Origin of the sequence: Nocardioides sp. Root122 (assembly GCF_001425025.1) — a bacterium.
Taxonomy (GTDB): Bacteria; Actinomycetota; Actinomycetes; order Propionibacteriales; family Nocardioidaceae; genus Nocardioides.
Genome location: NZ_LMDE01000014.1, coordinates 103,231 through 127,779, shown reverse-complemented (window position 1 = coordinate 127,779; position 24,549 = coordinate 103,231). Strand labels below are relative to the sequence as shown.

Annotated in this window: 19 protein-coding genes; 5 read left to right on the top strand and 14 right to left on the bottom strand. The window is 72.1% G+C overall.

Annotation, left to right across the window (positions count from 1 at the left end; genetic code table 11):
- Nucleotides 1-77 precede the first annotated feature (77 nt).
- From ASC64_RS19045 to ASC64_RS19025, 5 genes are all read left to right on the top strand, one after another.
- Nucleotides 78-1,265, top strand: a complete 1,188-nt coding sequence (locus ASC64_RS19045; RefSeq protein WP_056909130.1) for a dipeptidase — start codon at nt 78-80, stop codon at nt 1,263-1,265.
- A gap of 129 nt (nt 1,266-1,394) precedes the next feature.
- Nucleotides 1,395-2,969, top strand: coding sequence for a DHA2 family efflux MFS transporter permease subunit (locus ASC64_RS19040; protein ID WP_056909129.1), 1,575 nt, complete (start codon nt 1,395-1,397; stop codon nt 2,967-2,969).
- A gap of 97 nt (nt 2,970-3,066) precedes the next feature.
- Nucleotides 3,067-3,597 carry a hypothetical protein gene (locus ASC64_RS19035; protein ID WP_056909128.1) on the top strand — a complete coding sequence of 177 codons (531 nt, stop codon included), beginning with the start codon at nt 3,067-3,069 and terminating at the stop codon, nt 3,595-3,597.
- Nucleotides 3,598-3,736: 139 nt separating this feature from the next.
- Nucleotides 3,737-4,102: a YciI family protein gene (locus ASC64_RS19030; RefSeq protein ID WP_056909127.1), complete on the top strand. Its 366-nt coding sequence runs from the start codon at nt 3,737-3,739 to the stop codon at nt 4,100-4,102.
- Between the two features lie 22 nt (nt 4,103-4,124).
- Nucleotides 4,125-5,342, top strand: a complete 1,218-nt coding sequence (locus tag ASC64_RS19025; protein ID WP_056909126.1) for an RNA polymerase sigma factor — start codon at nt 4,125-4,127, stop codon at nt 5,340-5,342.
- A gap of 111 nt (nt 5,343-5,453) precedes the next feature.
- Here the strand turns inward: ASC64_RS19025 and ASC64_RS19020 are convergent, their stop codons facing one another.
- The 14 genes from ASC64_RS19020 to fdh all read right to left on the bottom strand — a co-directional run bounded on the left by ASC64_RS19020 (nt 5,454) and on the right by fdh (nt 24,510).
- Nucleotides 5,454-7,655: a RecQ family ATP-dependent DNA helicase gene (locus ASC64_RS19020; RefSeq protein ID WP_056909125.1), complete on the bottom strand. Its 2,202-nt coding sequence runs from the start codon at nt 7,653-7,655 to the stop codon at nt 5,454-5,456.
- A gap of 83 nt (nt 7,656-7,738) precedes the next feature.
- Entirely contained in the window at nt 7,739-8,239 is a 501-nt protein-coding gene (locus ASC64_RS19015; RefSeq protein WP_235563828.1) for a SigE family RNA polymerase sigma factor, read from the bottom strand.
- Nucleotides 8,236-9,171, bottom strand: a complete 936-nt coding sequence (locus tag ASC64_RS19010) for a hypothetical protein (protein WP_056909124.1) — start codon at nt 9,169-9,171, stop codon at nt 8,236-8,238. The genes ASC64_RS19015 and ASC64_RS19010 overlap by 4 nt, the downstream gene beginning before the upstream one ends.
- 135 nt (nt 9,172-9,306) lie before the next feature.
- Nucleotides 9,307-10,317 carry an SGNH/GDSL hydrolase family protein gene (locus ASC64_RS19005; RefSeq protein WP_056909123.1) on the bottom strand — a complete coding sequence of 337 codons (1,011 nt, stop codon included), beginning with the start codon at nt 10,315-10,317 and terminating at the stop codon, nt 9,307-9,309.
- 102 nt (nt 10,318-10,419) lie between these two features.
- Complete coding sequence (locus ASC64_RS19000) at nt 10,420-11,220, bottom strand: 2-phosphosulfolactate phosphatase (protein WP_235563827.1); 801 nt, start codon at nt 11,218-11,220, stop codon at nt 10,420-10,422.
- A 60-nt stretch (nt 11,221-11,280) separates the two neighbouring features.
- Nucleotides 11,281-13,224 carry a M13 family metallopeptidase gene (locus tag ASC64_RS18995; protein WP_056909122.1) on the bottom strand — a complete coding sequence of 648 codons (1,944 nt, stop codon included), beginning with the start codon at nt 13,222-13,224 and terminating at the stop codon, nt 11,281-11,283.
- A gap of 138 nt (nt 13,225-13,362) precedes the next feature.
- Nucleotides 13,363-14,340, bottom strand: a complete 978-nt coding sequence (locus ASC64_RS18990) for an NADPH:quinone oxidoreductase family protein (RefSeq protein ID WP_056909121.1) — start codon at nt 14,338-14,340, stop codon at nt 13,363-13,365.
- Between the two features lie 70 nt (nt 14,341-14,410).
- Entirely contained in the window at nt 14,411-15,640 is a 1,230-nt protein-coding gene (locus tag ASC64_RS18985) for a M15 family metallopeptidase (protein WP_082550641.1), read from the bottom strand.
- 171 nt (nt 15,641-15,811) lie between these two features.
- Nucleotides 15,812-17,197: an MFS transporter gene (locus tag ASC64_RS18980; protein ID WP_056909119.1), complete on the bottom strand. Its 1,386-nt coding sequence runs from the start codon at nt 17,195-17,197 to the stop codon at nt 15,812-15,814.
- A gap of 29 nt (nt 17,198-17,226) precedes the next feature.
- Nucleotides 17,227-17,787: a TetR/AcrR family transcriptional regulator gene (locus ASC64_RS18975; protein WP_056909118.1), complete on the bottom strand. Its 561-nt coding sequence runs from the start codon at nt 17,785-17,787 to the stop codon at nt 17,227-17,229.
- 17 nt (nt 17,788-17,804) lie between these two features.
- Nucleotides 17,805-19,109: an L-lactate MFS transporter gene (locus ASC64_RS18970; RefSeq protein WP_056909117.1), complete on the bottom strand. Its 1,305-nt coding sequence runs from the start codon at nt 19,107-19,109 to the stop codon at nt 17,805-17,807.
- Between the two features lie 48 nt (nt 19,110-19,157).
- Nucleotides 19,158-20,198 carry an NrfD/PsrC family molybdoenzyme membrane anchor subunit gene (gene nrfD, locus ASC64_RS18965; RefSeq protein ID WP_056909116.1) on the bottom strand — a complete coding sequence of 347 codons (1,041 nt, stop codon included), beginning with the start codon at nt 20,196-20,198 and terminating at the stop codon, nt 19,158-19,160.
- Complete coding sequence (locus ASC64_RS18960; RefSeq protein WP_056909115.1) at nt 20,195-21,121, bottom strand: 4Fe-4S dicluster domain-containing protein; 927 nt, start codon at nt 21,119-21,121, stop codon at nt 20,195-20,197. Before ASC64_RS18960 ends, nrfD begins: the two co-directional genes overlap by 4 nt.
- The gene (fdh, locus tag ASC64_RS18955; RefSeq protein ID WP_248809673.1) at nt 21,118-24,510 is read right to left on the bottom strand and encodes a formate dehydrogenase; all 3,393 of its coding nucleotides are present in this window, start codon (nt 24,508-24,510) and stop codon (nt 21,118-21,120) included. Before fdh ends, ASC64_RS18960 begins: the two co-directional genes overlap by 4 nt.
- Nucleotides 24,511-24,549: the final 39 nt, after the last annotated feature.

The following is a 24,549-nucleotide window of genomic DNA, read 5'->3' as shown; positions in this document are numbered from 1 at the left end:
CTCGCTCGGACAGCGGGCACCAGGGACGGTAACGCGTGGCACCGACACGGAGTTCCCGGTTGCTAGCGTCGGCCAGCATGACCACCTCCGTCGACGTCGCCCGCCTGCTCGCCGCGCACCCCGTGATCGACGGGCACAACGACCTGCTGTGGGAGGCGCGCGTGCAGGCGGCGTACGACTTCACCCGCCTCGACGTCGGCGCCGGCGGCACGCCCACGCACACCGACCTGCCGCGGATGCGCGCCGGCGGGATGGGCGCGCAGTTCTGGTCGGTCTACGTCCCGACCCGACTGACCGGCGACGCCGCCGTCACCGCGACGCTCGAGCAGGTCGACGCCGCGCGCCACCTCACCCGGACGTACGCCGACCAGCTGGCGTGGGCGACCACCGCCGACGAGGTCGAGCAGGCGTGGGCAAGCGGCCGGATGGCCTCACTGATGGGCGCCGAGGGCGGTCACTCGATCGGCTGCTCGCTCGGCACACTGCGCCAGCTGCACGAGCTCGGCGTGCGCTACCTGACGCTCACCCACAACGCGAACACTCCCTGGGCGGACTCCGCGACGGACCGTCCGGTCGCGAACGGGCTCACCGCCTTCGGTCGCGAGGTGGTCCGCGAGATGAACCGGGTCGGGATGATGGTCGACCTGTCGCACGTCTCGGCCGACACCATGCGCGCCGCGCTCGAGGTCGCCGAGGCGCCGGTGATCTTCAGCCACAGCTCGGCGCGAGCCGTGACCGACAGCCCGCGCAACGTGCCCGACGACGTGCTCCAGCTGATGGCACGGGGCAACGGCGTGTGCATGGTGACGTTCGTGCCGAAGTTCGTGAACGCGGCCTGCGCCGACTGGCACCGCGAGATGGTCGCGGCGGCCGAGGCGGAGGGCATCCCCGAGGCGGACGGCGTCCGGTTCGCCGGGTTCGAGACCGCATGGACCGTCGACCACCCACAGCCCACGGCGACGCTCGACGACGTCGTGGCGCACTGCGAGCACGTCCGCGAGGTCGCCGGCATCGACCACATCGGGCTGGGCGGCGACTACGACGGGGTCGAGGTGCTGCCCGCGGGCCTGGAGGACGTGTCCACCTATCCCGTGCTGCTCTCCGCGCTCGCCGACCGCGGCTGGTCCGAGGACGACCTCGCCGCGCTGACGTGCCGCAACGTCCTGCGGGTGATGCGCGAGGTCGAGGACCGCGCCGGCGAGCTCCGGGCGACGCGTGGCCCCAGCCTGGCGCGGATCGAGGACCTCGACGCCGTACCTCGGTAGTCCAGTGGCCAACGGTCGTCCGAGGTGTCGACCGACCGCCACTTCCCACTGGACTACCCGGGCCCGGGCGACCCGACCCACTGCGAAAAGGATTGGGTCGTTGTCAGTCGCAACCAATACCGTTGTGCGGTGACCAGCACCCAGACCTCTCCCGGCGAGATCCAGCCGGACAGCTCCGACAAGCTCGACAAGGGCGTCCTGATGGTGGCGGGCGTCGTCGTCCTCGGCGCCATCATGTCGATCCTCGACATCACCGTCGTCTCCGTCGCCCTGAACACCTTCCAGGAGGAGTTCAACGCCACTGCGGCAGAGGTCGCCTGGACGATGACCGGCTACACCCTCGCCCTGGCCAGCGTCATCCCGCTGACCGGCTGGGCCGCCGACAGGTTCGGCACCAAGCGGCTCTACCTCATCGCGGTCGCGCTGTTCACCGCCGGCTCCGTGCTCTGCGCGACGGCCACCTCGCTCGAGCTGCTGGTCGTCTACCGCGTGCTCCAGGGCCTCGGCGGCGGCATGCTGATGCCGCTCGGCATGACGATCCTGACCCACGCCGCCGGCCCCGAGCGCGTCGGCCGCGTGATGGCCGTGCTCGGCATCCCGATGCTGCTCGGCCCGATCTTCGGCCCGATCCTGGGTGGCGCCCTCATCGAGAGCGCCTCGTGGCACTGGATCTTCCTGATCAACCTGCCGATCGGCATCCTCGCCATCGTCTACGCCTGGATCGTGCTGCCCAAGGACGAGGTCGAGCCGTCGGAGACCTTCGACTGGCTGGGCATGGTCCTGCTGTCCCCGGGCCTCGCCGCGTTCCTCTACGGCGTCAGCTCCATCCCTGAGGAGGGCACCGCGATGGCCGCCCGCGTGCTGGTCCCGATGGTCGTCGGCGCGCTCCTGATCGTCGCCTTCGTGCCGTGGGCGCTGGCCAAGCGCAACATCCACCCGCTGGTCGAGCTGCGCCTGTTCAAGAACCGCAACATGACGGTCGCGATCATCGCGATGAGCCTGTTCGCGATCGCCTTCTTCGGCGCCTCGCTGCTGTTCCCGCTCTACTTCATCCAGGTCCGCGGCGAGGGCACCCTCGACACCGGCTGGCTGCTGGCCCCGCAGGGCCTCGGCGCGATGATCACCATGCCGATCGCGGGCATCCTGGCCGACAAGATCGGCCCCGGGAAGATCGTGCTGACCGGCGTCACCGTGATCACCGCCGGCATGGCGATGTTCACCCAGATCGGTGCGGACACCTCCTACGCCTACATCCTCGGCGCGCTCTTCATCATGGGTCTCGGGATGGGCGCCACGATGATGCCGATCATGACCGCGGCGCTCGCGACGCTCACCGCGCACAACGTGGCCCGCGGCTCGACCCTGCTCAACATCACCCAGCAGGTGGCCGCCTCCATCGGTACGGCGCTGTTCTCGGTGATCCTCACCAACGAGATCAAGGACTCGAAGTTCGTCGCCGCCGGCCAGGCCCTCAACGAGGCCGGGAGCGACCAGTCCGCCGTCGCTGCGGTGATGGAGAAGTTCGGCATCACGCCCGCGCAGCTGGAGAACCTCCAGGCGCTCGCCACGAGCGACCTGGCCGACGCCTTCGCCACGGTCTTCATCGTGGCGACGGTGCTGGTCGCCTGCTGCCTCATCCCGGCCTTCTTCCTGCCCCGCAGGAAGGTGGCCCCGGTCGACCCGACCGCGATGATGGGTCACTGACCCGGCCCGTCCGCACGCCGAGATCACCTCGAGGGCGGGGCCGTGGACGGCGTGACGGGTCCACGCCTCCTGTCGTCACTCCCTATGCTTGCGAGACGTGGACGAGCTCGGGACGGAACTGCCGCAGCGCCCCACCTACGTACGGGTGCTGCTCCTCATGACGCTGTTCTTCGCCGTGCCGGTCGTGAGCACCGCCGTCGAGGCGATGCGCGAGTCCGGCAGGGCGGCGGCCGGCGGCTCGGCGATGACGGTGGTCATGGTGCTCCTGTTCGTCGTCGTCCCCCTGCTGATCGCGCGCAGCATCACCGCCCGCCACACCTACGTCTCCGATGAGGCGGTGTCGGTGGTCTCGGGCGGCGAGCTGCGCCAGCAGCTCGCCTTCGACGACCTGACCGAGGTCAAGGTGCGCTACACCGGCAACGGCGGCAACCTCATGCCCAAGGAGAAGATCTTCCTCTCGGGCCCGATGCGGACCGGACGCGGCTCGATCCTCGTGTCCCGCCTGTACGTCGAGTCGCTGCAGCCCCTCCTGCGGCGCCTCGAGGCGGAGGTCGCCGACCGGCCGGAGCTGCTCCGGGGTGAGCTCGAGCGCGACTACTTCGAGGAGGCGGTCCGGTCCGCCCGCTGACGACCGGGTGGGTCCCGTCCGCGCGCCGTTCGCGCGATGATGTCGGGAAGTTCTCCGCGGGCTGTCGATTTCCGGCAGCGGGCGGCGACGAGGTGATGAGCGGCCCCGGACCACGGGGCCCAGCACGAGAGGCACCGCCATGAAGTACGTCCTGATGTACACCTCCCGCCCCGACCTGGACGCCTCCACCGACCCGGAGGCCGCGCAGGCGGTCTACAAGCGGGTCTACGAGTGGTTCGGCGAGAACGCCGGCGTGATGGCCGACTCCGGCGCCGAGCTGCTCGGCGTCGAGACCGCGACCACCGTCAGGCACGGGTCGGACGGCGCGGTCGTCGTCGACGGGCCGTTCAACGAGGCCAAGGAGGTGATCGGCGGCTTCAGCGTCATCGACGTGTCCGACATGGACGCCGCCATCGCCGTGGTGAAGACCTGGCCGATGCTCGACCTGCCGGGCGTGGCCGTCGAGATCCGTCCGATGGTCGAGGACTACTCGCAGTTCGAGTGACGGCGCGAGCCACGACACGTCGATGACCACCACGGACGACCTCCTCGCGCGGACCCTGCGCGAGGAGGCCGGGCCGCTCGTCGCCCGGCTCTCGCGGCGCTTCGGGGACTTCGACGTGGCCGAGGAGGCCGTCCAGGGCGCAGTGGTCGAGGCACTGACGTCGTGGCGGCGCAGCGGGCCGCCGGATCGCGCGGGTGCGTGGCTGCAGGTCGCGGCCACCCGCAACGCGATGGACGCGCTGCGGCTGCGCGACCGGCAGCGCGCCCTCGCCGCGCGCGCCGACCCACCCACGGACCACGGGTCCGGTGAGGACACCGACGACCGGCTGGCCCTCCTCTTCGCCTGCTGCCACCCCGCCCTCGCGCCCGAGGCCCGGCTCGCGCTGACGCTCCGCGCGGTCGTCGGGCTCACCACGCCGCAGATCGCCCGGGCGTTCCTGGTGAACGAGACGACGCTGGCGCAGCGCGTCGTACGCGCCAAGCGCAAGATCGTCTCGGCCGGCATCACGCTCACCGTGCCGCCGGAGTCGCAGCGCGCCGAGCGGCTGTCCGACGTGCTCGCGGTCGTCTACGTGATGTTCAACGAGGGGTTCGTGTCCTCGACCGGTCCCACCCAGGACCGTGACCTGGCCGCCGACGCGGTGTGGCTGGCCGGGGTCGTCGCCACGTCGCTGCCGGACCAGGCGGAGGCGTGGGGCCTGGCCGCGCTGCTGACCATCCAGCACGCCCGCAGCCGCTCGCGCTTCGCCGACGGCGAGCTGGTGCTGCTGCGCGACCAGGACCGCAGCCTCTGGGACCACGAGGCGATCGCCGAGGGCGAGCGGATGATCGAGCGGGCCGCGTCGCTGCGCCGGCCCGGGGCCTACCAGCTGCAGGCCGCCATCGCCGCCGTGCACGCCACGGGCGCGAGCTGGGCCGAGACCGACTGGCTCCAGATCTCCCTGCTCTACGACGAGCTGGCGAGGTACGACGCCTCGCCGGTCGTACGGCTGAACCAGCTCGTCGCCCACGCGCAGGTCGCCGGGCCGGAGGACGCGCTGCGACGGCTCGAGTCGTTGGCCGCGCCGCTCGCGGGCTACCACCTCTTCCACGCCACCCGCGCACAGCTGCTCGCCGCGGTGGGCCGCGACGACGAGGCCGCGGCCGCCAACCGGCGGGCGCTCGAGCTGACCGCCAACGACGCCGAGCGGCGGCTGCTCACCCGTCGGCTGCACTCCCGACCGTTGGACGACGGCTCCTGAGATCTCCCCTCCCGGAGCGCGGCGATCCGTCATCCGTTCCCGCACCCATGCGTTCGGGTTGGGATGACGGATCCGGGCGGTGGGGGAGGGCAGCCCGGCCCGCCGGCAGGCTCAGCCCTGGGAGGCCAGGGCGAGCGGGAGGACGGCACCCGCACCGGCGGCCCTGATCGCCGTGGCGGCGACGGTCAACGTCCACCCGGTGGCGACCTGGTCGTCGACGAGCAGCACGGTCGCACCGGGCGGGACCTCGGCGACCAGGCCGCCGCGGCGGCGTACGGCGGAGACCCGCTGCGCCGAGTTGGACTGGCCGGCGCGGGGCGGGACGGAGTCGTCGCGGATCGCCCACGTGCCGACGACGGGGACCTGCATGACGTGAGCCAGGCCGTCGGCGAGGTCGCGGGTGAGGGTGGGCCGGGTGGCCGACTCGACCACCACGATCGCGTCGGGCCGCGAGCTCCACTCCGAGGACCAGTCCTTCATCACGTCCATCACGGCCTGGCGGAGCCCGGTCGGGACCGGCCCGTCGGGGGTGTCCTCGCGGAACAGCGCACGCAGCGCCTGGCCGTGGCCGAGGTCGGTCAGCCGGGCGACGACCCGCCCGGGCTCGGCCCCCTCGGCGATCTTGCCCTTGAGGTCGAGGCCGAGGTTGGTCAGCGCGGTGGGCCACATCCGGCGCGGCTCGAGGACGACGCCGGGGCGGGACAGCCGCTCGCCGGCCTCGGCGACGGCGGTCTCGCTCACCGAGGTCGACAGGGTGAGCCCGCCACAGTTGTCGCAGCGGCCGCAGTCGGCGGCGTCGGGGTCGTCGAGCTGCTCGCGGAGGTAGCGCATCCGGCACTCGGTGGTGCGGAGGTAGCCGAGCATCGCCTGCTGCTCGCGCTCGCGCGCCTCGGCGACGCGGGCGTAGCGCTCGGCGTCGTAGGTCCAGGGCTGCCCGGTGGCGACCCAGCCGCCCTGCACGCGCTGGACGGCGCCGTCGACGTCGAGGACCTTGAGCATCGACTCCAGCCGGTTGCGCCCGAGCTCGACGCGGGTCTCGATGGTGGCAGTCGACATCGGGCGCTCGGACTCGGCGAGGGCCGCCAGGGTCTCGCGGACCTGCTCCTCGCGCGGGAACCCGAGCGAGGCGAAGTAGGCCCAGATGTCGCGGTCCTCGATCTGCGGGAGCAGCACGACGGTGGCCTCGTCGGTGCCGCGGCCGGCGCGGCCGACCTGCTGGTAGTAGGCGACCGGCGATGCAGGCGCCCCGAGGTTGATCACGAAGCCGAGGCTGGCGTCGAACCCCATGCCGAGCGCGCTCGTCGCGATGAGGGCCTTGACCCGCCCGTCCACCAGCGCCTGCTCGAGGGCGTGCCGCTCGTCGGCCTCGGTCTGCCCGGAGTAGGCCGCGACCTCGACGCCGCGGTCGCGGAGGTAGCCGGCGACCTCCTGGGTGGCGGCCACGGTCAGGCAGTAGACGATGCCCGACCCGGGCTGCTCGGCGAGGTGGTCGGCCAGCCAGGCCAGGCGCTGCTCGGGCGTCTTCAGCTGCACCACGCCCAGCCGCAGCGACTCGCGGTCGAGGGTGCCGCGCTGGACGAGGACCCCGGTCAGGGCTGAGGGGTCTCGTGACGGGCGCTGCGCGCCCTCCTCGACCAACGCGGCTTGCGAGTCGGTCGCCCCTTGGACGCCGAGCTGCTCGGCGACGTCGTCGGTCACACGTGCGTTGGCGGTGGCCGTGGTCGCGAGCACCGGGATGCCGGCGGGCAGCTCGGCCAGCAGGGTGCGGAGGCGGCGGTAGTCGGGGCGGAAGTCGTGGCCCCAGTCGGAGATGCAGTGGGCCTCGTCGACGACAAGCAGGCCGCAGGTGGCAGCGAGGCGGGGCAGCACCTCGTCACGGAAGCCGGGGTTGTTGAGCCGCTCGGGGCTGACCAGCAGCACGTCCACCTCGCCTGCGTGGATCTGGTCGTGGATCGGCTGCCACTGGTCGATGTTGGTCGAGTTGATGGTGACCGCGCGGATGCCGGCACGCTCGGCGGCCGCGATCTGGTTGCGCATCAGCGCGAGCAGCGGGCTGACGATGACGGTCGGGCCGGCACCCGCCTCGCGCAGCAGCTTGGTCGCCACGAAGTAGACCGCCGACTTGCCCCACCCGGTGCGCTGCACGACCAGGGCGCGGCGACGGTCGACAGCCAGCGCCTCGATCGCGTGCCACTGGTCCTCGCGCAGGGTCGCGTCGTCGCGTCCGACGAGCGCGCGGAGGTGCCGCTCGGCTGCCTCGCGGGCCGAGTGGCGTACGTCGTCGGTGACTGCCGGGTCGGTGGTGCTTGTCATGGCACCTGTCTACCAACCGCCGCCGACGATGTGCGCCCGGCCGTCCACAGGAGCCCGGTCGGGGGTCGGGATCTGACGGACGCTCAGCCGGCGTCGACGGACTCCCCCAGCCGCTCCCGGAGCGCGGCGAGGCCGCGCGAGGCGTGGCTCTTCACCGTGCCGGTGCTGATCGACAGCTCGGCGGCGGTCTCCTCGACGGACATGCCGAGCCAGTAGCGCAGCACCACGGTGCGTCGCTGCATCGGCGGCAGGGCACGGACCTCGGCGAGCAGCTGCATCCGGTCCTCCGTGCTCGCGCCCGCGCGCGCCGGCTCGTCGAGCAGCTCGATCGGCACCCCGGACCGGCGCCGGTGCCACGGCCGGCGGCGCTGGTCGAGGTCGGCGTTGACGATGATCCGCCGTGCGTAGGCCTCCTCACGGCCGGTGCCCTGCACCCGGGTCCAGGCGAGGTAGAGCTTGACCAGCGCCTCCTGCAGCACGTCCTCGGCACGGGCGTCGTCGCGGCACACGGCGTAGGCGATGCGACGCAGCGTCGCCTGGCGGGCCTCGACGAACTCGACGTAGCCCTCGTCCGCGGCGCTCACCAGTTGCCCCGCAGCATCGTCAGGAACGACGTGAAGTCGGGCTGCGTGTCGCCCGGCCAGAACCGGTACCAGGGCGCACCCTCCTCGGGATCGACGCCGACGACGTAGAACGTCTGCCCGGCGTACTCCACCTCGGCCGCGCCCGCGCGGGTGTGCGTCACGCGCCCGGAGCCGAGGTCGGGGTCGGCCACCTGGTCGACCAGCGTCACCTCCGGCGCTCCCGCGACCATCCGGCCGGACCCCGGTCCGGCGAAGTGCGCGAACCGCTCGGCGAGGGAGGGCCGCCCCTGCTCGTGGGCGGTCGCGGCGTCGACCCACAGCTCGAAGTCGTCGGTGGTCCAGCCCGGGACGTCCATCAACCCGGCGCCGTCCGACGACAGCCACACCCAGACGACGTCGTCGGTCATGTCCTCCGGGGCGCACGGGCACACCGCCTCGACGGCGTACGAGGTGGTGTCGCCGGCCTTGCCGTAGGTGAACGGGTCGACCACGATCCGGCGGACGGTGGCGTCGGGCGCGACCCAGAGCCGGCCGTCCGGCGCGAGTGCCACGGGGCCGTGGTTGCCGTGCTCCTCGGCCCACGACGGGATGTCGGTGGTGGTGAACCAGTCGACGCCGTCGAGGCCGTCCTGCGCCTCGAGCGGGTTGTTGGGCTCGGGCGCGACGAAGTCGGGGTCGGTGGACAGGTCGACCTGCGCCTCGCTGGTGCGGGTCGGGTCCTCGGCGATCCGTGACTGGTCGCTGCCGCCCGGGGCGAGGACCTGCAGCGCGCCCACGGCCACGGCAGCTGCGGCCGCCGCAGCGACGACGGCGGCGGTCGCCCGGCGTCGGCGGCGCGCGCGCCGCCCCTCCAGGAGGTACGACGACGCCGCGACGCTCGGCAGGTGGGCGAGCTCGTCGTCGAGCCGGGTCAGCAGGTCGCTCTCACTCATGTCCCCTCGACGGTCCGGCACGACGAAAGGTTGTCACGAGGCCCGGCCGGGTGACCGGGTCTCGTGACAGGACTTCGTCCTTCCTCGACCAGCGGAAGACGTGTCCTTCCTCGACCAGCGGGGCGCGGGGCGGGTTCAGCGCTGGCGGCTGCGGGCGATGAACTTCTCCAGGTCGATCCCGGCCCGGCGAGCGGCCAGGCGGACCTCGCGGGTGGTGAGGTCGGGGGCGACGAAGGACTCCGGGGTGATGCTGCGGTCAGCGGCGGCGTACTGCCGCTGGAGGGCCGCCTGGCTGCGGGCTGAGGCGGCAGCGTCGGCGCGCACCTTGGCGGTCACCGCGAAGGCGCCGCCGACCGTGGTGCTCACGACCGGGGTGTAGCCGCTTGCGTGGCCCGCCACGTTGGGGTGGTAGCTCTCGGAGATCGGGTAGGACAGGCCGTTGAGGTACTCCGGGTCGTCGCACACCGCGTGGCCGACGAAGGCGCTCGTCGGGTCGGCGAAGCTGAACCCGGCGGCGGCCGCCGCCGTTGCGGTGCGCGCGTTGATCAGGTCGGCGGTCTGGTTGAGCCGGGCCTCCTCGGTGGGGGAGAACCAGGTGAGGGCGTTGCAGTCCTCGCCGTTGAAGATGCGCGGGTAGCCGACGACCACGACCTTGGCGTAGGGCGCGCGGCTGCGGATGTCTGCGTAGAGCGTCGCCAGCGCGGACGGGAGCGTGGTGGTGATGTAGGCCTGAGCGGTGTTGATCTTGCCGTTGCAGTTGCTCGCCCAGCCCGGCAGGGCGCACTCGGTGAGCACGTCGGCGAAGCCCGCGTCGTTGCCGCCGACGGAGATCGTGACGTAGTTCGTGGCCGTGGTCAGGGCGCTCAGCTGGGTGGAGGTGACGTCGCCGATCCGCGCACCCGAGCACGCCCGGAAGTTGAGGGCGTAGCCGCGGGCGGCGGCGATCAGGCTGGGATAGGCCTTGGTGGAGCGCTGGCAGCTGGTGCCGTCGCTGAGGTAGGAGCGCGTGCCCGTGCCGGACGCGTAGGAGTCGCCCAGGGCGACGTAGACCGGCGCGGCCGCCTGGGCCGGCTGGAGGAGCAGGGGGCCGAGCAGGCCCACCAGGGCGGACCCGAGGACCGCCAGGCGTGCAGACGTGCGCTTCATCGTCGAATGACCTCCGAGACGTCGGGCCACCCGAGTGTGACCGCGATCACACACTAGGGACCGGCAGGCGTCCGCGACCAGACCGAACGGTCAGGTTTTGCCTCAGGGACCGACGCGGCGCAGCCGGGGCCCGGGCGGCCCGAGGTCGGCGGCGTCACGGAAGGACTCCCCCACGAGCAGCGGCACGACCTCGCTGACGTCCTGCCGGGCCGCGATCTCCACGTCGGCGACGAAGCCGGCCTCGACGAGCTCGCGCCCGCTCGCGCAGGACAGCAGGTCCGTCGGCAGGGTGGCGGCCTGCCACGCGGCGATCGCCATCCGCACCTCGGGGCTCACGGCCGGGTCCCCGGCCTCGGCGAGGCCGGCGAGCACCGCTCCCGCACCCCACAGGTCCTCGACCGCCGGGCGGAGGGTGTCGTCGTACCACCGCTCACCCGCCGGTACGACGACCACGCTGGCGCCGGCGACCATCTTCGGCGCGAGCCAGCGGGCGACCGCGGCCGCGTTGCGCAGGCACGCGCCCACGACCTGGGCTCCGGACTCGGCGAGCGCGAAGGCGATGGTCGAGCCGTTGGGCGAGGTCAGCACCAGGCGCTCGACGCCCTCCACCTCCGACAGGCTCGCGGGCGACAGCGAGACGTGGCGGGCGCCGGGACGCGACAGGGCCTCGAAGCGGCCCACCGCCAGGGTGGCGCCGTGGCGCAACGCGTGCTCGGCGGCGCGGGCGTCGCGCCAGCGGTAGGGGAAGACCTCGATGCCACGCTCGATCGCGACGCTCAACGTGGTGGTGAAGGACAGCACGTCGACCACCACGGCGTAGTCCGCGGGGACGGCCTCGGCGCCCGTCGGGCCCCATTCCACGCGGAGCCGGTAGGTCGACTGGTCGTGCCCGGGCAGTGCCACGGGCCCATTCAACCGCGCCGGGTCTCGATACGCTGCTTCACGGCTCGACCGCCTACGGCATCACCAGATCCGGACGCGGCCCTCCGGCTCGAGCCACAGGCCGTCACCGGGCTGGGTCTCGAACACCTCGTGGAACTCGTCGAGGTTGCGCACGATGTTGGCGCGGAACTCGGCGGGGCTGTGCGGGTCGATGGTGAGGTACTGGAGCTCCTGCTCCTTGCGGCGCTTGGTGCGCCACACGTGGGCCCAGTTGAGGAAGAGGGCGCGACGGTCCTCGACGGTCGCCTCACCTCCACGGCTGATCACGTAGGCCTTGTGCGCGATGGTCAGGCCGCCGAGGTCACCGATGTTCTCGCCGACGGTGAGGCTGCCGTTGACGTGCTCGCCGGGCAGGTTGCGCGGCTCGAAGGCGTCGTACTGCGTGATCAGCGCCTGCGACTTGGCCTCGAAGGCCGACTTGTCGTCGGCGGTCCACCAGTCGTGGAGGTTGCCGTCGCCGTCGTACTGCGCGCCCTGGTCGTCGAAGCCGTGGCCGATCTCGTGCCCGATGACGGCGCCGATGCCACCGTAGTTCTCGGCCTCGTCAGCGTCGGGGCTGAAGAACGGCGGCTGCAGGATCGCGGCCGGGAAGCAGATCTCGTTGGTGCCCGGGTGGTAGTAGGCGTTGACCGTCTGCGGGAGCATCAGCCACTCGTCGCGGTCGACCGGCTGCCCGACCTTCTCCAGCTGCCGGTCGGTCTCGAAGGACGACGCGGACGCGACGTTGCCCAGCAGGTCGTCGGCCGAGACCGTCAGCGAGCTGTAGTCGCGGAACTGCGCGGGGTAGCCGATCTTGGGGTAGAAGCGGTCGAGCTTGTCGTAGGCCTTCTGCTTGGTGTCCTCGCCCATCCAGTCCAGCGCCTCGATGGAGCGGCGGTAGGCCGTCACCAGGTTGGCCACCAGGTCGTCCATCTTCTGCTTGGACTCCGGCGGGAAGTGGCGGGAGACGTAGACCTGGCCGACGGCCTCGCCGATCGCGCCCTCGACGAAGTCGACGCCGCGCTTCCAGCGCGCCCGCAGCTCGGGGGTGCCGCTGAGCGTGCGGCCGTAGAAGTCGAAGTTCGCCTGGACGAACTCGTCGGGGAGGTACGGCGCCGAGCTGCGCACGATGCGCGCGTGCAGGATGTCGCGCCACGTCTCGATCGGCGTCTCGTCGAGCACCGAGGACAGGTGGGAGAAGAAGTCCGGCTGCATCACGATCGTGGTGCGCAGGGTCTCCTCGGTGCCGCCCAGCGCGGTGACGTAGGTGACCCAGTCGAACGCCGGGCAGAGCTCCTGCAGCTCCTGCAGGCTCTTGTGGTTGGTCGTCTTCTGGACGTCGCGGGTCTCCGCGGCCTCCCAGTGCCCCTGGGCGAGCCGGGTCTCGTAGGCGAGCACCGCCGCCGCGGCGCCGGCCGGGTCGTCGTGATCGCTGAGGGTGAGCAGGTGCGTGAGGTAGTCGACGTACTTGGTGCGGATCTCGGCGAACTTCTCGTCGTCGTAGTAGGACTCGTCGGGCAGGCCGAGGCCGCCCTGGGCGAGGTAGACGATGTTGCGCGAGGCATCGGCGCGGTCGGGGGTGATGTAGGACCCGAACAGCCCGGGTCCGCCGATCCGCTCGAACATGCCGAGGAAGGCCGCGAGCTCCTGGAGGTCGGCGATCCGGTGCGCCCGGTCGAGCAGGCCCTTCACCGGACGCAGGCCCTTGGCCTCGATGGTGTCGGTGTCCATGAACGAGGCGTAGAGGTCGCCGATCTTGCGCTCCTCGGCGTCCAGCTCGTCGGCGGGCCGGTCGGCGAGCTCGGTGATGATGTCCTTCACCTGCTGCTCCGCGGCGTCGGCGAGCGCGATGAAGGCACCCCAGCTCGACTTGTCCGACGGGATCTCGGTCTCCTCCAGCCACCGTCCGTTGACGTGTCCGAAGAGGTCGTCCTGGGGGCGGATGTCGGGGTTCATGCCCTCGCGGGCGGAGTCGAGGATCGTCACGCGGTCGACCCTAACGCTCGCTGCCCAGCGCGGGCATCAGCGCACGCGGACGACCGACTTGCCGAACGCCACTGCCGGCGCCGAGCGTCACCGGACCCGCACGACGGACTTGCCGAACGCCACTGCCGGCGCTGAGCGTCACCGGACCCGCACGACCGACTTGCCCAGGGTGCGACGCTCGTCCATGTCGACGAGCGCCTGCCCGAAGCCCGCCATGTCGTACGTCGCACCGATCGGCGGCCTGACCACGCCCGAGGCGAACATCGGCTCGAGGCGGTGCCACTGCTTCTGCATGTAGCCCGGCTTGGTCATCGCGAAGGCGCCCCAGCCGACGCCGCGCACGTCGGTGTTGTTGAGCAGCAGCCGGTTGACCTTGACCTCGGGGATCCCCTGGCCGGCCGCGAACCCCACGACCAGGATCCGGCCCTGCTCGGCGAGGCAGCGCAGCGAGTCGGTGAAGGCGTCGCCGCCGACCACATCGAGCACCACGTCGACCCCGCGGCCGCCGGCGATCTCCTTGACCCGGTCCTTGAAGTCGGGCCCGACGACCGCCTCGTCCGCGCCGGCGGCGAGGGCGAAGGCAGCCTTCTCCTCGGTGCTGACGACCGCGACCGTGCGGGCGCCGAGGCCCTTCGCGACCTGCAGGGTGGCGGTGCCGACACCACCGGCGGCACCGTGGACGAGCACGGTCTCGCCCTCGCGCAGGCCCCCGCGCTCCTCGAGCGCGAAGAGGGCGGTCAGGTAGTTCATCGGGATCGCGGCACCCTCGTCGAACGACAGCTCGTCGGGCAGGGCGAAGGTGAAGATCGCCGGGTTCGCGACCCGCTCCGCGGCACCGCCGTTGAGGTTCACGCCGGCGACCCGCTGGCCCACCGTGAAGCCGCTGGACTCCGGCGACCCCGGGTCGAGCACGACGCCGGCGAAGTCGACGCCGAGGGTGAACGGCGGCTCGGGCTTGAACTGGTACTCACCCCGGCTCAGCAGCAGGTCCGGGAACGACACCCCGACGCTGTGCACCTCCACCAGGACGTCGTCGTGGCCCTGGACCGGCGGGTCGACCTCCCGCACCTCGATGTCGGACGGACCGGTGGGCGTGACGACCTGGACTGCGCGCATACGGGCAGCCTATGTAGTCCAGTGGCGAGTGGTCGTCCGACGGCGAGCCTGGCGACCACGTGTCACTGGACTACCCCGACGCGGAGCCGACGCGCTTGACCTCGGCGAGCTCGAAGTGCATCGGGTCGGTGTAGCGCCAGTCGCCGCCCCACGCGAAGCCCCAGGTCTTGAAGACCGACACGACGGCGCGGCTCATCTCCCCGACGCTGCCGCGCTGGTTGCCCGGCACGTTGAGGTCGAGGGCGAGGCCGAACGAGTGGTTGGACAGCGTCGTGGTGTTGGCGATGAAGCGCGGGTAGTAGCAGCCGGCGTACTCGCCCGGGTGGATCTCGCCGGCCAGGCCGAGCTGCTGCACCTCGAGCAGGGCGGCGCGCAGCTGCGGGAACAGGTCCTTGTGGCAGGTGACGCTGCCGAGGATCGGCACCACCTCGGTGCGGATGTTGGCGGCGACCCAGGCGGGGTCGGGGGCGATCCGCCCGCCGCCGATGACGCGGTAGCGGTAGGTGCCGACCACGCTGCCGAGGGTGCCGCCGGTCGGGATCGCGGTCAGGCGCGCCTCGGGGTCGAGGCCGAGGCGCGAGGCGACGTCGAGCATCTGCACCGACGCGTCCTTGCCGACGAGCTTCTCGAGCGGCGTGCGGATCGAGGCCGGGGAGATGTCGTCGGTGGAGATCAGCAGGCCGTTGTCCGTGGCCATCTCGATGTCGTCGGCCCACGCGGTGTTGACGACCATGTCGATGGTGGGGATCTGGGGGGTGTACGCCCCGACGTGCAGGGTAGGTGCCGCGTCGTCCGAGCCGAGCCGGATCATCCCGTCCTTGTCGGCGAGCCGCTTGCCGATCGACTTGTCGGTCGCCATCTCGCCGCCGGCCACCCGGTCCCAGGCCTCCTGGAAGTCGGCGACGTCGGCGCGGGTGAACAGCCGGTAGGCGCCGGGGTCGACCGAGGCGACGGTGAGCACCCGGTTCTCCAGCGACACCTGGCCCAGGCCGATCCGCTCGGTGTGGGCGACGCCCTTCAACCGCTCGATCTTCTCGATGGTGGAGGCGGGGAGGGCCTGGTCCCACTGCACCAGGATGTCGGCGCTCCAGAGCCGGTCCTTGCGCTTCCCGGGCGGGTCGACGGCGTGGGCGGGGTCGGCCACCGGGGTCGTCGGGCGGGTCGACGGCCTGCCGGTCGAGCTCGACTCCGACGCCGGGGTCGGGTCGGGCTCCGGCACCGTCCCCGGCTCGCTGCACGCGCCGAGCAGGAGGGCGAGGGCAGCGGTCGCCGCCACCGTCCCCCGTCGTCGTACGCGCATGGGGAGACCCTAGGTCGTGGCCGGCAGTCCTCGGCCGTCGCGAGCGTCGTCCGGCGTGTGCGATGGCAAGGCGGAGGAGGGAGACATGGCGGAGCCATGGCGACTGACGACAACGCAGCCAGCGTGCGCGGCGGGCGGCGCGCAGCAGGCCATGGGGCTGCCGGCCACGACCTAGGTCGTGGTGGTCTGGAGCCGGTGCGGGATCGTCACCCAGGAGATCAGCCCGCCGACGAGGAGGAGCACGGCGCACGCGACCATGGCGGTGCCGTACGCCGTGTCGAATCGCGCCGGGTCGCGGTAGTCGTCGCCCCCGAGCCCCACTGCCATCGGCAGTGCGGCGACCGCCAGCAGCGAGCCGGCGCGTGCCACCGCGTTGTTGATGCCGCTGGCCGTGCCCGTCACCTCGTCGGGCGCGGCGGCCAGCACGGTCGCGGTCAGCGGCGCGACCATCAGGGCCAGGCCCAGGCCGAAGACCGTCAGGCCCGGCAGCACGTCGCGCCACCAGGTCACGCCGGGTCCCACCGCCAGCAGGAGGAACGTCCCGACCGCCATCACCGCCGGCCCGAACGTCATCGGGATGCGCGGTCCGATGCGCTGGGCGAGGGCTCCCCCGCGCGCGGCGAGCAGGAGCATGCAGGCGGTGATCGGGAGCGTCGCCAGCCCGGCCTCGAGGGCGTTATAGCCGCCGACGGTCTGCAGCTGCAGGACGAGGAAGAACAGGATCGCGCCCAGCGCGGCGTAGACGAGCAACGTCATCGCGTTGGCCGCGCTGAAGGTGCGGTCGGAGAAGAGGCCGAGCGGCACCATCGGCTCGGGCACCCGGCGCTCCACCACGACGAACGCCACCGCGGCCACCACGCCCAGCGCGGTCGCCCACCACGTCATCGGTCCGCCGGCGTCGGTGAGCGCCCACGTCGTCCCGGCCAGCGCCACGGAGGCCAGTGCCGCGCCCGCGACGTCGAAGCGCCCGTGGGCTCGGGGGTCTCGCGTCTCGGGCACCCACCGCTGCGCCAGCCACACCGTGAGCACGGCGAGCGGCAGGTTGATCAGGAAGATCCAGCGCCACGACGCGTGGTCGATGAGGAGCCCGCCGACGAGGGGACCGAGGGCCGCCGCGATGCCACCGAGACCGGACCACGCCCCGATCGCGCGGCTGCGGTCCTCGGCCCGGAAGGCGCCCTGGATCATGGCCAGGCTGCCGGGGGTCAGCAGCGCGCCGCCGATCCCCTGCAGCACCCGCGCCACGATCAGCACCTCGGCGGCGGGGGCGAGGCCGCACATGAGCGAGGCGAGGGCGAACCAGACCGTGCCGATGACGAACACCCGCCGCCGGCCGAGCCGGTCACCCAGCGCGCCGCCGAACAGGATCAGCGAGGCGAGGGAGAGGAAGTAGCCGTTGGTGATCCACTGCAGCTGCGACAACGACGCGTCCAGGTCGGTGCCCATCGTCCGCAGCGCGACGTTGACCACGGTGCCGTCCAGGAGCGTCAGCCCCGACCCCAGGGTGGCCGCCGCCACGACCCCCCGCCCGGTCGGCGTCCCCCACGCTGTGCTCATCCTGCGCCTCCGCTTCGCTTCGGCGCCGATCAGCCCAGCACGCGGCTGGAGAGCCAGGCGATGTCGGCGCCGGTCTGCTCGGGGGAGGAGGAGGGCTGCATGACGTGGCTGAGCACGACGCGCACGACCATGTCGATCGCGGGCTCGAGGTGCGCGGCGTCGATGCCGGGGGCGTACGGCGCCACGCGGACGCTGACGACCTCCTTGGCCACGCCGAGCAGCGAGCCCGCGTTGGTGGTGAGCAGCGGGAGCAGCTCGGTGTCCGCGCCGTGGGTCGCGCTGACCACCGCGTGCAGCAGCTTGTTGGCGCGGGCGTAGGTGAGCACGTCGCACACGGCCCGCTCGACGGCGCGGGTGAGGTCGCGCGGCTCGTGGTCGAAGGCCTGCTCGACCACGCCGAGGAAGCGGGCGAGCTCCTCGAGGATCATCGTCTCGGCCAGCGCGGTCTTGGAGCCCACCTCGTTGTAGACCGTCTGGCGGCTGACACCGGCCTCCTCGGCGAGCCGCGCCATCGTCACGGCCGCCCAGCCGGACGAGGTCGTCATCTCGACCGCCGCCGCGACGATGCGGTCGCGCGTTGTGCTCGCCATGTCGGCAGTCTCGCAGGTCAGGTGTGGTCGACGTCCCGTCCGGCCGGCACCTTGGTGATGAAGGTGAGGGCGACCGAGGCGAGCGCGATGACGCCGATGGTCGTGTAGGCCACCGTGTAGGCCTTCTCCTCGCCGATGAGCGCGGAGGCGATGAGCGGGCCGATCACGCCGCCGAGGCTCCAGCCGACGAGCATCAGGCCGTAGATCGCACCGGCGTTGCGGACGCCGAAGAAGTCGCCCGCGGTGGCCGGCATGGTGCCGAAGGTGCCGCCGTAGCAGAGGTAGACGATCGCGGCGAGCACCGCGAAGAGGGCCATGTTGGAGGCGTGCGGAAGCAGGAGCAGGCAGACGCCCTGGAGCACCAGGATCGCCGCGAAGGTGCGCATCCGACCGAGGTAGTCCGACACCGCCGCCCACACGATGCGACCACCGCCGTTGAAGATGGCGAGCACGCCGACGAGCGCGGCGGCGCCGCCCACGCTGTAGCCGGAGATGTCGGTGGCGCTGGCCTTGGCCTGCGAGATCAGCGAGATGCCGGCCGCGACGCTGAGGGTGAGGATCGCGGTGAGGAGGTACCACTGCGGCGTGCGCAGCGCCTCGCCCTGCGTGTAGTCCTTCCCGCTGTCCTCGGACCCGCCAGCGGCGTCGGTGACCGGCTCGTGGCCGGGCACGACGTAGCCCTGCGGCGGGTTGCGGAAGACCGAGGCGCCGGCCAGGGACATCACCAGGTAGGCGATGCCGAGGGGCAGGAACGCGCTGGTCGGGTCGTCCGGGGCGCGGTCGATGAGGGCCTGCGCGACCGGCGAGGTGAGCACCGCACCGAAGCCGAAGCCGCCGACCGCGAGGCCGGTGATGAGGCCCTTGCGGTCGGGGAACCACTTCTGCAGCATCGCGATCGGCACGATGTAGGCGACACCGAGACCGAAGCCGGAGATCACGCCGTAGCCGAGGATCAGCAGCCAGTAGTCGCCCTCGCCGTTGGTCAACGACGCGAGCAGGATGCCGACGGCGTAGATGACGCCGCCGATGAGCGCGACGATCCGCGGGCCACGGGCGTCCTGGAGCCGGCCACCGACGTAGCTGCCGATGAAGATCATCCCGATCGTCACCTCGAACGGCATCGCCGCGCGCACCTTGCCCAGCTGCCACGGCTCCGCCTTCTCGAGCGCGCCGCCGAAGACCGACCAGGCGTAGACCGCACCGATGGAGAACTGCAGCAGCAGGCCCGCCGCGACCAGGAGCCAGCGGAAGGAGCCCGGTGACGAACCGCCGTCCGGAGGGCCGCTCCGGTGTGACGTGTCGCTGCGGTGGGTCTGGCTCATGGTTCCTCCTCCGGTCCGGCGCCGTCAGGCGGCCCACCGGTGGCGGACCTACTGGCGGTCGTCCCCCGGTACCCACCGATCCGCCCGTTCACGCTGCGGCACGACGGTGTACTTCGGGTCGCGCGCCGACGCCAGGCCGGCCTCGTAGACGCCCATCCGCGTGCACAGCGAGCCGGCCATCAGGGCGGCGCCGGAGACCATCGACAGCACCCGGCTGCGGCGACCGACCAGTGCGCCCGCGGCTCCGGCGACGGTCAGCGCGGTCGCGGCGCGCATCCACCTCCCGGCCGTGCCCCGGTGGAGCGTCTCGGCGGAGAGGCCCATCGACTGCTCCATCCGCCGCTCGGCGGCGAGCTCGATGACCGCACCACCGACGGCGAACGCGCGGGCCGGCCCGGCCTCCGCGACCGGCGAGCCGAGCAGGCCCAGGCCACCGGACGCGGCGGCCGCGGAACCGCAGAAGACGAAGGGCAGCTCCTCGTGGGCGCTGTGCCACGCGGGCGTCGCCGTGTCGGCGAGCAGCACCGCGGTGTACGCCGCGACCGGCGGCGCGGTGAGCGCACCGACCAGGCCGGCGGGGCGCCCGAGGACGGCCACGAGGCGCAGCGGACCGACCCGCTGCCAGCTCGCGGGCAGCAGCGACACGATCTCCGCTCCCGACGCCAGCGCGGCGAACGGCCCGTGGATGCTGAGGATCCAGGTGCCGACCGACATCGGCGAGGTGAGCTTGGCGACCCGCAGCATGTTGAGGAAGCGGCTCGGCTTGCCGAGGTCGTGGACCAGGAAGCCGATGCTCAGGCCCAGGCTGCCGAGCGAGCCGAACCGTGCGACCCGGCGCAGCCCCGGTCGGCCGGTGAGGTCCGCGCCGGCACCGAGCAGCGAGCTGCCCGCGGCGACGCCACCGGTGAAGAGGTAGTAGGCGATGTCCTTCTCCCACGGCGCCGGCTTGACGATCGGTCGCCCGTAGTAGGAGGTGAAGTCCGCCTCCGGCACCATGACCTGCTCGGCCCCGCCCTTGCCGCCCCGCTTCCTGCCGGGGGCGCCGTCGCGCGCACGGCCGGGGCTCCCGCCGTGGCGGACCTCCGTCATCGCGGCCTCCTCAGGAAGGACAGCGCGGCCCCGACCAGCATCGCGGTCCCGGCCATGCCGGCGCGCTTGAACATCATGGGCAGGTCCTTGGTCGTGACGACCGGGTCGGGCGGCAGGCCGTAGACCTCCGGCTCGTCGAGCAGCAGGAAGAACGCGCCGGTGCCGCCGACGCCGTCCTCCGGGTCGTTGCCGTAGAGCCGGGCGTCCATCACGCCCTGCTCGTGCAGCGCCGCGACCCGCTCGTTTGCCCGTTCGCGCAGCTCTTCGACGTCGCCGTAGAGGATCGACTCGGTCGGGCAGGCCTGTGCGCACGCCGGGCGCTGGTTGTCGGTCAGCCGGTCGTAGCAGAGCGTGCACTTCTGTGCGATGCCCACCTTGGGGTCGCCCTCCGGTCCCTGGCGCCGGTCGATGACGCCGTAGGGGCAGGCCGCCACGCAGTAGCCGCACCCGTTGCAGATGTCGTCCTGCACGACCACGGTGCCGAACTCCGAGCGGAACAGCGAGCCCGTCGGGCACACGTCGAGGCAGGCGGCGTGCGTGCAGTGCTTGCACACGTCGGAGGACATCAGCCACTGGAAGTCCGGCTTCGCCTCATCGGGTACGTCGCTGGGCGCGGCGCCGACCGTCGGCATGCCGAGGTCGACGGCAGGGCGGTCGGGAACGGGCGCGGTCCCCGGGCGCTCGATGAACGCGACGTGTCGCCACTGGTTGGCGTTGAGCGAGTGGCTGTTGTCGTAGGAGGTGCCGAGCATCTCGAAGAGGTTCTCCGGGACGTCGTTCCACTCCTTGCACGCCACCTCGCAGGCCTTGCACCCGATGCACACGCTGGTGTCGGTGAAGAAGCCCTTGCGGGGTGGCGGCGCCGCGTAGCCGGCATCGGGTGCCGGGTCGAGCGGGCCGTAGAGGCTGTTGCGGCCGATCACTGGTCCTCCACCTGGTGCGGGGCGTGCTGGTCCTTGCCCTCGTCCTGGGCCTCCTGCGAGCGGCGTACGGCGTCGGAGGAGGCGGTCACGATCGGGGTCGAGACCTCGTCGACGGCGCCCGAGCGGGTGGCGTACCCCTCGACGTAGTCGCGGAGCGCCCGACCCGTGGGCCGCCGCCCCGGCTGCACGTCGCAGGTGCCGACCTTGCTCTCCTGGATCAGCACGTTGGGGTCGAGCGAGATGCCGAACAGGTCGTTGGCCGAGTCGCCGCTCACCAGGCCGCCCTGGCCCCAGTGGTAGGGCATCCAGACCTGGTGGACGGTGCGGCCCTCGACGCGCAGGGGGCGCAGTCGCTCGGTGACCATGACGCGGCCCTCGATGGCGGAGCGCGCGGTGATGACGTGGCACCAGCCCATGTGCTCGAGGCCGCGCTCGGCGGCGAGCTGCGGCGACACCTCGACGAACATCTCGGGCTGCAGCTCGGCCAGGTGCTCGAGGTAGCGGCTCATCCCGCCGGCCGTGTGGTGCTCGGTGAGCCGGCTGGTGGTGAACACGAACGGGAAGACGTCGGGTCGCCCGTCCTCGGGCACGGGGTTGAGCGGGTTGTCCGCGCGGCGGTACTCCTTGCGCGTCGGGTTGGCCTGCTGGCCGTGCAGGAGGTTGCGGAACGGTGACTCGACCGGCTCGTAGTGCGTCGGCATCGGGCCGTCGACCAGGCCCTGCGGGACGTAGAGCGCGCCCTTCCCGTCGCCCTGCATGATGAACGGGTCGATGCCCTCGATGGCCGCGACGCCGTCGGAGCCCTCGGGAGCGCGGTAGGACGGCGGCTTGGTCTTCTCGAAGTCGGGCACGTCGTCGCCGACCCACTCCCCGGCCTCGCCCTTCTCCGGGTCCCACCAGACGTAGGCCTTGCGCTCGCTCCACGGCCGACCCTCGGGGTCGGCGGACGCGCGGTTGTAGAGGATGCGGCGGTTCAGCGGCCACGCCCAGCCCCACTCCGGGGCGACGGGCGACTGCTCGTGGCGGGACTTGCGGCGCGCGGCCTGGTTGACGCCGTCGGCGTACACGCCGGTGTAGATCCAGCAGCCGCCGAGCGTGGAGCCGTCGTCCTTCATCTCGGTGAACGACGACAGCGGACGCCCGGTGGCGACCTCGAAGCCGTTGATCTCCTTGAGCACCGCCTCCGCGCTGGGCTCGCCCCAGCCGGCGGCCACCTGCTCGGGGTCGCCGTGGAGCGGGTAGTCCCACGCGAGGTCGAGGACCGGGCGGTCGCGCTCGTCGGAGGAGTCCGCCAGCCGCTCCCGGACCATCCGGCCGAGGTGGTAGAAGAACCAGAGCTCGGACGTCGCGTCGCCCGGCGGCTCGACCGCCTTCTCCCGCCACTGCAGCATCCGCTGCGTCTGGGTGAAGGTGCCCTCCTTCTCCACGTGGGAAGCGGCCGGGAACAGGAACACCTCGGTGGCGCACTCCTCGGTCACGATCTCGCCGGTCTCGATCTCGGGCGCGTCCTTCCAGAAGGTCGCGCTCTCGATCGCGAACAGGTCGCGGACCACCAGCCAGTCGAGGTTGGCCATGCCGAGGCGCTGGGCGCGGCCGTGCGCGGAGCCGACGGCGGGGTTCTGCCCGAGCAGGAAGTAGCCCTTGACCTTGCCGTCGATCATGTCGAGCACGGTGCGATAGGTCCCGTGGTCGCCGGTGATGCGCGGCATGTAGTCGAAGCAGAAGTCGTTGTCCGGCGTCGCCGCGTCGCCCCAGTAGGCCTTGAGCAGGTTGACGCCGTAGGCACCGGCGTTGGCCCAGAAGCCCTTCGCGCCCGGGTTGCGGACGCTGTCGATCCAGTCGGTGAGGGTCTGGTGGCTGGCCGCGTTGGGCATCGGGAGATAGCCCGGGAGGATGTTGAAGAGCGTCGGGATGTCGGTCGAGCCCTGAATGCTGGCGTGGCCGCGCAGCGCCATGATGCCGCCGCCGGGACGACCCATGTTGCCGAGCAGGAGCTGGAGGATGGCGCCGGCGCGGATGTACTGCACGCCGACGCTGTGCTGGGTCCAGCCGACGCTGTAGACCAGCGCGGTGGTGCGCTCCCGCCCGGAGTTCTCCGTCCACGCCCGGCACACCGCGAGGAAGTCCTCGGGCGAGACGCCGCAGACCTGCTCGACGACCTCGGGGGTGTAGCGGGCGTAGTGCCGCTTGAGAACCTGGAAGACGCAGCGGGGGTGCTGGAGCGTCTCGTCGCGCGGCGGGTGGGCGCTGGCTGTGTGCCCGTGCGACTCGTGCTGCATCCCGGCGGCGGTGTCGCGGTGCTCCACGTGGTCGCCGGAGGTGCTCGCCTGCGAGCGGTGCTGCTCCCCGCCGTCGTCCTCCGAGGCGTACTGCCAGCTCGTCGGGTCATAGGTCCGGGTCTCGGGGTCGAAGCCGGAGAACAGCCCGTCGAGGTCGTCGGTGTCCTGGAAGTCCTCGCTGACGATCGTCGCCGCGTTGGTGTAGTTGACGACGTAGTCGCGGAAGTCCAGCTCGTTCTCGAGGACGTAGTTGATGATGCCGCCGAGGAACGCGATGTCGCTGCCGACGCGGATCGGCACGTGCTGGTGGGCCAGCGCGCTGGTGCGCGTGAACCGCGGGTCGACGTGGATGATCCGCGCGCCGCGCTTCTTCGCCTCCACGACCCACTGGAAGCCCACCGGGTGGGCCTCGGCCATGTTGGAGCCCTGGATGACGATGCAGTCAGCGTTGGCCAGGTCGGCCGTGTAGCCGGTGGCGCCGCCGCGTCCGAAGCTGGTCCCCAGACCGGGGACGGTGGCGGAGTGTCAAATACGCGCCTGGTTCTCGATCTGGATGGCGCCCATCGCGGTGAAGAGCTTCTTGATGAGGTAGTTCTCCTCGTTGTCCAGCGTCGCGCCGCCGAGGCTGGCGATCCCCATCGTGCGCCGGACCTTGCGGTCGTGCTCGTCGAAGTCCTGCCAGGAGTCGCGGCGCGTCCTGACCACGCGGTCGGCCACCATGTCCATCGCGGTGTGGAGGTCGAGCTCCTCCCACTCCGTGCCGTAGGGGCGGCGGTACTTCACCGTGGTCTGGCGCAGCTCGCTGGTGACGAGGTTCTTGCTGGCCGAGCCCTTCGGGCAGAGCCGGCCGCGGTTGACCGGGCTGTCGGGGTCGCCCTCGATCTGCACGACCTTGTCGTCCTTGACGAACACGTTCTGGCCGCAACCGACCGCGCAGTAGGGGCACACGCTGCGGGCGACGCGGTCCGCGGTCGCGGTGCGCGGCTCGACCTCGTCGGTCTTCCTCGACCGGACGGAACGTCCACGGCCGAGGATGTCGCCGTCCGCGAGCTGGCGCAGGACCGGCCACGGCAGGAGGGAGCGCTTCGTGCGTGCCGCCTGCTCCGTCACCGTGCCTCCTGGTCACTGTCGTGCACCTGCGGGGTACCC